This window comes from Paracidovorax wautersii, from assembly GCF_900113035.1.
GTDB lineage: Bacteria > Pseudomonadota > Gammaproteobacteria > Burkholderiales > Burkholderiaceae_C > Paracidovorax > Paracidovorax wautersii.
On sequence record NZ_FONX01000021.1, the window covers coordinates 68,280 to 77,959 of the forward strand.

A 9,680-nucleotide genomic window follows, 5' to 3' on the forward strand; every position below is an offset into this window, starting at 1 on the left:
GCCCTCCATCGCCCCGCGCAGAAAACTGACCCGCCATGACCCAAGCACCGCCCCCGCGCCACTTCATCGACATCTCCATGCCCCTGGAAAACGACGTGGTGTCCGACCCGCCCGGGCTGGGCCCGCGCATCGACTACATCGACCACCGGATGAGCTTCGACAGCCTCGCGCAGTTCTTCCCCGGCCTGCAGCGCGAAGACCTGCCCGACGGCGAAGCCTGGGCGGTGGAGGAAGTGCGGCTCAACACCCACAACGGCACCCACCTGGACGCGCCCTACCACTTCGCCTCCACCATGGACGGCGGGCAGCGCGCCCTCTCCATCGACGAGGTGGACCTCAACTGGTGCTTCCAGCCCGCCGTCAAGCTCGACTTCCGGCACCTGCCCGACGGCTACATCGTGCAGCCGGCCGATGTGGAGGCCGAGCTGGCCCGCATCGGCCACACGCTGCGCCCGCTGGAGATCGTCCTCGTCAACACGCGCGCAGGCAGCGCCTACGGCACGCCGGCCTACCTGAGCGCCGGCTGCGGCATGGGCTACGCGGCCACCATGTACCTGCTCGAACGCGGCGTGCGCCTGACCGGCACCGACGCCTGGAGCTGGGACGCCCCGTTCACCTACACCGCCCAGCGCTACGCGCAGAGCCAGGACGCCTCGCTGATCTGGGAAGGCCACAAGGCCGGCCGCGACATCGGCTACTGCCACCTGGAAAAGCTCCACAACCTGCAGGCCCTGCCGGACCACGGCTTCTACGTCTCGTGCTTTCCCGTGAAGGTGCGCGGCGCCTCGGCCGGCTGGACCCGGGCCGTCGCCATCTTCGACCCGGCCTTGCAGCCGGCCTAAGAACGTGTTCACGATCTCGCAGGGGATCGTGAACACGTTCTGAGCGCCCGCTGACCATCTCGCACCAAGGGGCCCCTCGCATGAAACTCGCCACCCTGCGCAACGGCCGGCCCGATGGCCGGCTCGTCGTCGTCTCCAGCGACGCCCGCCACTGCCTGGACGCCGGCAGCGTCGCCCCCACCCTGCTCGATGCGCTGCAGCGCTGGACCGAAGCGGAACCCGGGCTGCAGGCGCTCGCCCGCGCGGCCGACACGCCCGGCACGGCAGGCCTCGAAGCCTTCGACACCGCGCAGTGCATGGCGCCGCTGCCGCGCACCTACCAGTGGCTGGACGCCTCGGCCTTCCTCAACCACGGCCGCCTGATGGAGCGCGCCTTCAAGGTGCCGCCCGTCCCCGATCTGGAAACCATCCCGCTCATGTACCAGGGCGCGCCGGACGACTTCCTCGGTCCGCACGACCCCGTGCCCCTGCCCTCCGAGGCGGACGAGATCGACTTCGAGGGCGAGTTCGGCGTCGTCGTGGGCGAAACCCCCATGGGCATCGCCCCCGACCAGGCGCTGGCCCACGTGCGGCTGATCGTCCTCATCAACGACTGGAGCCTGCGCGCCTTCGGCCCCCGCGAGGCCCGCTCGGGCTTCGGCTTCCTGCAGGCCAAGCCCTCCACCGCCTTCGCGCCCATCGCCGTCACGCCCGACGAACTGGGCAGCGCCTGGGCCGGCGGCCGCGTGCACCTGCAACTGCAGACCCTGCGCAACGGCCAGTGGTTCGGCCACCCCCACGGCCGCGCCATGCACTTCCACTTCGGTGAACTGATCGCCCACGCAGCCCGCACCCGGCGCCTCTCCGCCGGCACCGTGATCGGCTCAGGCACGGTATCGAACGCCGAGGCGGACGCCGGCTCCTCCTGCATCGCCGAACGCCGCATGATCGAGATCCTGGCGGACGGCAAGCCCAGCACCCCCTTCCTACACTTCGGAGAACGGGTGCGCATGACCGCCCTCGACGCCAAGGGCCAGCCGGGCCCGTTCGGCAGCCTGGACCAGACCGTCGTCGCGCACGCGCCGCCGTCGGCGTGAAGAAGGCCATCCGGAGCCACTGGCCGCCGCGCCCCGGAAGCCGGGCCGCGGCCCAGCTAGAATGCGGCTCCTGCAGCCTGCGGAGACTTGGGTGAGCGGTTTAAACCAGCAGTCTTGAAAGTGCGCCGTTGTGCGCTCGATATGTGTGGCGAAAAATCGTCAACACTTTCTTAACTTGTGTTTAAAGCACCTAGCTAAGCGATTCGCCGAAAGGAGAACGTGAAAACAGCATGCTAGGAAAAGGCGTTTGCGCTCCAGTGCCAAACAGAGCAATAGAAACGTCAGCTAGGTCGTATATGGTTAAACCTAAACTGGCTGAAACCCAGTCGCGTCGGATTTCTACCGCGTCCACTTAGGAAAGGCACTGAAACCTAAGTTGCAGATGTAGTGTTGTAGGTTTTCAAGACAACGCTAAAAGAACATCGGCAGACTACCCCGAGGAGGGGAACAAGCGACGAACGGGTGACCTAAGTACGAAGACACCACGTATCGAGTGAACTACGGGATTGCCTACAGCGAGCAATCGCCATGGCAACGGAGTATCCATATTACTCAAATGCCGCGATGAAAGTCGCGGACACGGGGAAGGGATACAGTTCGTGAATCGACAGTCGAATTATGAGGGCTCGGATGAGCAATTACGGCATAACAAGGCTGTCGAAACTTGAGGAGCTTAACGCAGACCCCAACTGGGTCAACGAAGACCTTTACAGGCTGTTGTATAGGCCTGAGCTGTACGTGTTAGCGTATGAACGCATCAAAAGCAGTCCTGGCAACATGACTGCGGGGACCGACGGCGGAACGATTGATGGATTCTCGGTGAACAAAATCGAGGCCATCATCTCTTCACTGAGAGACGAAAGCTATCAATTTGACAGAGCCCGAAGGGTGTATATCCCGAAGGCGAACGGCAAATTGAGACCACTCGGCATTCCGACCGCCAAGGACAAAGTCGTTCAAGAGGTTATCCGGCTCATACTGGAAAACATCTACGACGGCTCCAAGCCCACGTTCCGCGACTGCAGCCACGGTTTTCGCCCAGGAAGAGGTACGCACTCTTGTTTGAAGGAGATTCGAAGCTGGCAAAACGTCAGTTGGTTCATTGAAGGCGATATCAAAGCATGCTTTGATGAGGTCGACCATAGTGAGCTAATCAAGGTCCTGTCCAAACGTATTTCGGATGGACGATTTCTTGACCTAATCCAGAAGGCGCTGAATGCGGGCTACATGGAGGGGAAGACCCCCGTGAACTCGTTATCAGGCACGCCCCAAGGGAGCATCGTCAGCCCCATGCTGGCGAACGTGTACCTACACGAGCTTGACCTCTTCGTCGAGCAGCTCAAGGCGAAGTATGAGAAGGGAGAGCGGAAACGCATCAACCCGGCGTACACAGCCATTGTCAAGGAACGAAACAGGATTGCGAAAGGCAAGAAGGACGCGACTATCGAGGAACGACGCGCTCTCGAGCGCCGACTCCGAGAAACCCCGAGTCTGATGCACGATGACCCGACCTTCATTCGTATCAAGTATGTCAGATACGCCGACGACTGGATTATCGGAATCGACGGCCCCAAACAATTGGCAGAGCAGTTGCGGGAAGATGTCAAAAACTTCCTTGCAGACGACCTGAAATTACGCCTGAGTGTCGAAAAGACGCACATCCGCAATGCTCGCACAGAACGAGCGTTCTTTCTTGGAACGTACGTCTCGGTGGGTAAGGGTCAGCAGATGCAGCAGTTGGTCAAATGGAAGGATGGTCGGGAGTTTCGTAAACGCGTCAACGGATGGCAAACCCAAATGGAAGCGCCCATCCAGAGAATCATTGACAGGCTGTCAGAGCGTGGGTTTTGTGACAAGGGAGGAATGCCGAAAGCAAGAACGGCTTGGACAATTCACAGTCTTGACCAAATTGTGCTTCAGTACAATTCGGTCCTCTGGGGGTTCCTGAACTACTACAGTTTTGCGAACAACTACTCTAGACTGAGGCTAATCCAGCACATACTGCAACAATCGGCGCTTCACACCTTTGGCAGGAAACTGCAGGTGAGAAAACCTGAACTGTACAAACGGTTCGGCCCCTCGTTGCGCATCGAGTGGAAGACGAAGAACGGGGAAGAGAAATCTACCTCTCTGAAGTTGGAGACGAAATGGGCAGCGAGACCACTACGATTCCTTGAGGGCGAAGGTCCTCGAGACCGTGTGGACACCTACATGAACTTGCGCACTCGAAGCAAGCTCGGAGCAAAGTGCTGCGTTTGCGGTAGCCCAGATGATGTAGAAATGCATCATCTACGGCACGTCCGCAAAGGGAAATCGAAGGGATTCTCGCGGGTCATGTCTGCCATCAATCGGAAACAGATACCAGTCTGTCCTCCGTGCCATCAAAAAATCCATCGAGGTGAATACGACGGTTTATCACTGTCCGACTTCACTTTCCCGGAATTGGCGGCGATGTAGATGTGATAAGCTAGTGAATACTGGAGAGTTGGCAGAGTGGTCGAATGCGGCTGACTTGAAATCAGCTGAAGGTTTGCGCCTTCCGAGGGTTCGAATCCCTCACTCTCCTCCAGCGGTTGCCTCACCTTGAGTCATGAATGGAGAGCCGTATGCGATGAAAGTCGCACGTACGGTTCGGAGGGGAGCTTCTGGGCACCTACAGCTCGCAAGAGCAGGGTCCTGGTCGTCTTACCCTACACTGCCGACGGGCAACCGTCCGTGAGTTCGAATCTCACAGTCTCCGCCAAAACGCTCTAAGTCATTGATTTTCAATGACTTTTCATCCTGGACCCGGCGAGTTCGACGTTGTTTCCGACCAACGTCCAACTTTTGCTCGATTCATGTCCAAGAACTCCGCGGCAGACACCCACTTTTTGGACGTCGCCCCCGCAACTTCGATTGCAGATCCTGCCGCCCCGAATGGCTGCGACGCCACCGCAGAGGCGACCGGGGAACATGCCTCCAGTGCGCCCAATGCTGTGTGGCAGCCGCGCATCAATGCCACGCATCTCTCGAAGGGGGTCAATGGCATCTGGTACCTGCGCCTTTCGATCCCCGAGCATGTTCGGGCACGCCATACTGAACGTCCCAAGGAATTGAGGCGATCAGCGTGCACCGCATGTGCTTGCATCTGCAGGTACACCCCCGACGAGTCGAACGGCGCCATTTCCCAACGGCTCAAAAGTGTCTGGGGAATCCGGACCCGATTCCCAAGCCTCGCAACCTACCCGCGCTGCCCCATCTCGACCACCCGATTCCCAGGCAGCAAGAAGTGATCGGACGCACGGCTGGCATTGCGTTGCAGCCAGGTGAACAGCGCCTGCCGCGGCTTGCTCATGCCGGGCAGGTCGCCGGCCACCAGCGAGGCGCGGGAGATGAAGTACGACGTCGTCATCGAATCGCATGCAGCGCCGTTCTGGTACGCGAACACGCGGACGAACTCCGGCACATTGGGCGTTTCCATGAAGCCGTGGTGGGCGATGACGGTCCAGATGCCCAGGTCCATTTGGCGGGCCACGATGCGGTCGCGGGCGTCGACCCGGGGCACCGGCATGGCGCGCACGACCATGATCAACACCTGCTCGTGCAGCACGTGGTTGTGCTTGAGGTTATGCAGCAAGGCATACGGAACCGACGTTTCGCTGCCGTGGAGGAAAACTGCCGTGCCCGGCACGCGGTGCGGGACGTGTGCGGCCAGAGACTCCACGAACGGCTCCAGCGGGATCTGGTCCTCTTCCACCAGGGCCAGGCCCAGTCGGCGGCCTTTGGCCCAGGTCGTGAAAATCGCCATCACCACGCCCGCGATCGCCAGCGTCAGCCAGCCGCCTTCGTGGATCTTGAGGCTGTTGGCCGTCACGAACGCCAGGTCGATCGCAGCGAAAACGATGACGCCGGCCACGACCGCGATGCGGTTCCAGCGCCACAGGCCGAAGGCGACCACGCCCGCCAGCAGCGTGGTCGTCACCATGGTGATCGACACCGCGATGCCGTAGGCCGCCGACAGGGCGCTGGAGCTGCCGAACCGGACCACCAGGATGATGACGGCCACCATCAGGATCCAGTTGATCGCGGGCAGATAGATCTGGCCGATGGCGTTGTCGGAGGTCTGGACCACCCGCATGCGGGGCAGATAGCCCATGCGGATGGCCTGCGCCGTCAGCGAGAAGGCCCCGGAAAGCACGGCCTGGGAGGCGATCACGGTCGCCATCGCCGCCAGCACCACCATGGGGATGACGGCCCAGGCCGGGAACAGGCGGTAGAAGGGGTTGTCAATGGCCGCCGGGTCCGTCAGCACCAACGCGCCCTGCCCGAAGTAATTGAGGACCAGCGAAGGCAGGGCCACGAACAGCCACGCCTGGCGAATGGGCCGCGCGCCGAAATGCCCCATGTCCGCATACAGCGCTTCGCCGCCGGTGAACGCCAGGAAGACGGCCCCCAGCACGGACAGCGCCTGGGGCTTGTGCGACCACAGGAAGCCCAGCGCATGGCGCGGATCGAGCGCCTGCAGGATGCGAGGCTCCTGAATGATCTGCCACAGCCCGCTGATGGCCAGGACGGCGAACCACAGCAGCATCACCGGGCCGAAGATCTTGCCGACCTTCTCGGTGCCCTTGCGCTGCACGGCGAAGAGGCCGAGCAGGATGCCGATGGTGATCGGAAGGACGAAGCGTTCCAGCTGCGGCGCCTGGACTTCGAGGCCTTCGACAGCGGAAAGCACGGAGATGGCGGGCGTGATCGCGCAGTCGCCATAGAACATGGCAGCCCCCACCAGCCCCAGGAAACCCAGCCCCTTCCAGATGCGCGGGTGGCTTGTCTGCACGGGCAGCGCTCGGCGGGCCAGGGCCTGCAGGGCCAGGATGCCGCCCTCGCCGTCGTAGTCGGCACGCAGCACGAACACCACGTACTTCAGGGTCACGACCACCATCAGGCCCCAGAAGATCAGGGAGAGCAGCCCCAGCACCGATGCCGGCGCGAGCGCCACCCCGTGTTCGGGATTGAGCGTCTCCTTGAAGGCATACAGCACCGATGTACCGATGTCGCCGAAGACGACACCCAGTGCGGCGATGGTCAATGCCGCACCCATGCCGGGCGCTCCATGCCCGCCCTTGGCGGCCTGATCGTGGGGTGTTGAGGTCATGGAAGTCGCAGGAAAAGTCAGGAGCATAGGGGAGAGACGTACCAAAACCACCAAATTCGGGGCGGCAAGCACCAAGCGAGTTGCGGAGTGTTGCCGGAGTGCCTCCACCCGAGCCGACTGATGGCCCATATCCCCCTGTTCCGCTCAAGTGGGTCTTGGCGAAGCGCGGGGCATGTCGGCGGCGAGACCGCCGGCCCGGCGGAGATTCGTTAGGCTAGGCTTGGCCTGCCAAGGGTGACCGTCCCCCAGACGCGCTACCGCTGAAAATCTTCCCCGCAAAGCTCGCCCACACCTCTGTTTCCCCGCCCCTTCCTGCCGTGCCCGAATCCGCCACTCCCTCTCCCGCTGCAGACTCCGCGCCCCCATCGCGCGCCCTGTGGGCCATGTTCCTGTGCCTGCTGTCGGGCTTCGCGCTGAGCCAGGCCTTCCGCACGGTCACCAGCATCATCGCCACGGGCCTGGAGGCAGACTTCGGCATTTCGCCCGATTCGCTCGGCGCTTTCGCCGGGCTGTTCGGCCTGTCTTTCGGGGTGACGCAACTGCTGATGGGCATCGGCATGGATCTGTACGGCCTGCGCCGCACCGTGCTGACGGCGTTTCCCCTGGCGGTGATCGGCTCGGCGGTATCTGCGGGCGCGCCGAGCTATGGCTGGCTGATGCTGGGGCAGCTGCTGATCGGCGTGGGCTGTTCGCCCGCCTTCCTGGCCTGCACGGTGTTCATTTCCCGGCACTTTCCCGCGCATCGCTTCGCGTTCTTTTCGGGCGTGGGGATGGGCGTGGGCGGCCTGGGGCTGATCTTCACGGGCACGCCCCTGGCCTGGCTGGTGCAGCACGGCGGATGGCGCCTGGGCTTCGGGGTGCTGGCCGTGCTCTCGCTGCTGTCGTGGCTGCTGATCTACCTGCGCGTGCATGAGCCGGCGCTGCCGCAGGCGGCGGATCGGCCCAAGGAATCATGGGTGCAGGCGGCGAGCCGCTTCGGCGACCTGTTCCGCATGCCGCATACCTGGGGCATCCTGATCCTGGGCATGTGCTGCTATGCCGCCTTCCTCTCGCTGCGCGGCCTGTGGCTGGGGCCGTTGCTGATGAGCCGTTTCGGGTTCTCGCTGGTCGAGAGCGGCAACGTCGCGCTGGTGCTGTCGCTGATCGCCTTGTTCGTTCCGGCGCTCTTCGGCCGCCTGGACCCGGGGCCCCTGCACCGCCGCCGCTGGGTCACGTTCTTCTCGCTGCTCATGGGGTGCCTGTTCCTCGTGATGGCGTTCCTGCACCATGCCGCGGCGACGGTCGTGCTGATCTTCGTGATGGGCTTGCTGTCGGGCTACAGCGTGCTGCAGTACGCCGACGTGCGCTCCTCCTACCCCGCCGCGATGACGGGCCGTGCGCTGTCGCTCTTCACCATGTCGATGTTCTTCGGGGTGGCGCTGATGCAGTGGCTGACCGGGCTGCTGGCGGCCTGGGCGCAGCACCATGGGCACGACCCTTTCCAGGCGGTGATGCTCTGCATCGCCGGCATGCTGGCGGCGGCGTCCACCGCCTTCCGGTTCCTGCCCCGCTCGCCGTTGCTGCCGCAGGCCAGCGCGCCGTGAGGGCCTGTTTACGATCTTTTCAGGACTGACAATTTCGCGGTGCAGAGAAAGCCCCACTCAAGCGACATCAGCCCCCAAAAGCTCGCCGAGATCAAGCCATTGCTGCGCAGCGTTCGACGCAGTACCTAGCCGGTATAGCCGGAGCTCTACGAGGTGTTCTTTGGGGGGCTGTACCGGTTGCGCACAGGCTCCCAGTGGAGGCTTCTTCAGCCGGACTTTCCTAAATGGCAGAACGTGCATGGATACTGGCGCAAGTAGAGCGAGCCTGGCCTGCGCGTAATAAGCGTGCTGGAGCAGGCACTTAGAGAAGTCCTGCGCAATTCACTTCGCGGCGTGACAGATCGGTGTGAAGCGATCGGGCATGCGAGCTGAAGGTGCCCGGGCGCGCTGACTGCAAGGTTAGTGACCCATCAAGCCCTGGTTTGGCCCACAGCGGACGCACTTATGGCCCCCACAACCATCAATGTCCGGCGCACCATCCACGGGTTCGACAGAGCAAACAGGGTGTGCAGTTGCACGGTGTGCCTATTGCCGGCTTTCGCCCGTGATGCGGAGGGCCCCGCCGCTGATGCCGCTGATGCCGCTGCCGGCGCTGCCGGCGCTGCCGGAGGCGCCCATCACCACGGGAGGCGTAGCGCTCCAATTGCCGCTGCTGGGCAGGTTGCTGCCGGGCACTTTGCCTGCGCCCGTGCTGGCCTGGCCTTGCTGGTTGGTGCCGACGCCGCCTGCCGTGGAGCCTCCTGACCCGCCCGAGCCTCCGATGGGCATCATGCCCCCATTGCCCATGCTGTAGCCGCCACCGATGCCCAGGCTGCTGCCCCGGTAGTCGGCCCGGTTCTGGATGTCGCTGTGCGTGAGCGTGGCGGTGCTCAGGCGGTTGGCTCCGTCCTGCACGGCCTTGTCCGTGCTGGCGATAACTGCGCCCTTCAAGTCCGTGTTGCCTCGCACGTCGATCTGGAAGCCGCCGTCACCGGCCCGGATGCCCGATTGCTCGGTCACGCTGGCGTAGTCGCTGTTGATCCTCTGCTGGCCGTAGTTGGCGCTG

Annotated in this window: 6 protein-coding genes, 1 tRNA gene and 2 pseudogenes; 7 read left to right on the forward strand and 2 right to left on the reverse strand. The window is 63.1% G+C overall.

The genetic code is table 11. The features are described 5' to 3' along the window. Window positions 1-35: 35 nt before the first annotated feature. The 5 genes and pseudogenes from BM070_RS21795 to BM070_RS24900 all read left to right on the forward strand — a co-directional run bounded on the left by BM070_RS21795 (window position 36) and on the right by BM070_RS24900 (window position 4,661). Window positions 36-842, forward strand: a complete 807-nt coding sequence (locus BM070_RS21795) for a cyclase family protein (RefSeq protein ID WP_245785330.1) — start codon at window positions 36-38, stop codon at window positions 840-842. A gap of 80 nt (window positions 843-922) precedes the next feature. Further along, window positions 923-1,918, forward strand: coding sequence for a fumarylacetoacetate hydrolase family protein (locus tag BM070_RS21800; RefSeq protein WP_092941868.1), 996 nt, complete (start codon window positions 923-925; stop codon window positions 1,916-1,918). Window positions 1,919-2,548: 630 nt separating this feature from the next. Continuing rightward, entirely contained in the window at window positions 2,549-4,375 is a 1,827-nt protein-coding gene (locus tag BM070_RS21805; protein ID WP_175518577.1) for a reverse transcriptase domain-containing protein, read from the forward strand. A 22-nt stretch (window positions 4,376-4,397) separates the two neighbouring features. Continuing rightward, window positions 4,398-4,487, forward strand: a tRNA-Ser gene (locus BM070_RS21810). Window positions 4,488-4,551: 64 nt separating this feature from the next. Continuing rightward, window positions 4,552-4,661: pseudogene (locus tag BM070_RS24900) on the forward strand. A 477-nt stretch (window positions 4,662-5,138) separates the two neighbouring features. Here the strand turns inward: BM070_RS24900 and BM070_RS21815 are convergent. After that, on the reverse strand, window positions 5,139-6,998 hold the full coding sequence (locus BM070_RS21815) for a potassium transporter Kup (protein ID WP_175518579.1): 1,860 nt from the start codon (window positions 6,996-6,998) through the stop codon (window positions 5,139-5,141). Between the two features lie 437 nt (window positions 6,999-7,435). Between BM070_RS21815 and BM070_RS21820 the strand changes: the two genes are divergently transcribed. Both BM070_RS21820 and BM070_RS25345 read left to right on the forward strand, forming a co-directional pair. Further along, window positions 7,436-8,635, forward strand: a complete 1,200-nt coding sequence (locus tag BM070_RS21820; protein ID WP_434803208.1) for an MFS transporter — start codon at window positions 7,436-7,438, stop codon at window positions 8,633-8,635. A 153-nt stretch (window positions 8,636-8,788) separates the two neighbouring features. Further along, the gene (locus BM070_RS25345; protein WP_092941876.1) at window positions 8,789-8,893 is read left to right on the forward strand and encodes a transposase; all 105 of its coding nucleotides are present in this window, start codon (window positions 8,789-8,791) and stop codon (window positions 8,891-8,893) included. A 267-nt stretch (window positions 8,894-9,160) separates the two neighbouring features. Here the strand turns inward: BM070_RS25345 and BM070_RS21830 are convergent. Then, window positions 9,161-9,680, reverse strand: a pseudogene (locus BM070_RS21830) (hemagglutinin repeat-containing protein); the annotation flags it as partial.

Bases quoted from the DNA above. Each gene is read 5' to 3' on its own strand.
- BM070_RS21795 (WP_245785330.1), top strand. From the start codon at position 36: ATGACCCAAGCACCGCCCCCGCGCCACTTCATCGACATCTCCATGCCC.
- BM070_RS21800 (WP_092941868.1), top strand. From the start codon at position 923: ATGAAACTCGCCACCCTGCGCAACGGCCGGCCCGATGGCCGGCTCGTC.
- BM070_RS21805 (WP_175518577.1), top strand. From the start codon at position 2,549: ATGAGCAATTACGGCATAACAAGGCTGTCGAAACTTGAGGAGCTTAAC.
- BM070_RS21820 (WP_434803208.1), top strand. From the start codon at position 7,436: ATGTTCCTGTGCCTGCTGTCGGGCTTCGCGCTGAGCCAGGCCTTCCGC.
- BM070_RS21815 (WP_175518579.1), bottom strand. From the start codon at position 6,998: ATGGGTGCGGCATTGACCATCGCCGCACTGGGTGTCGTCTTCGGCGAC.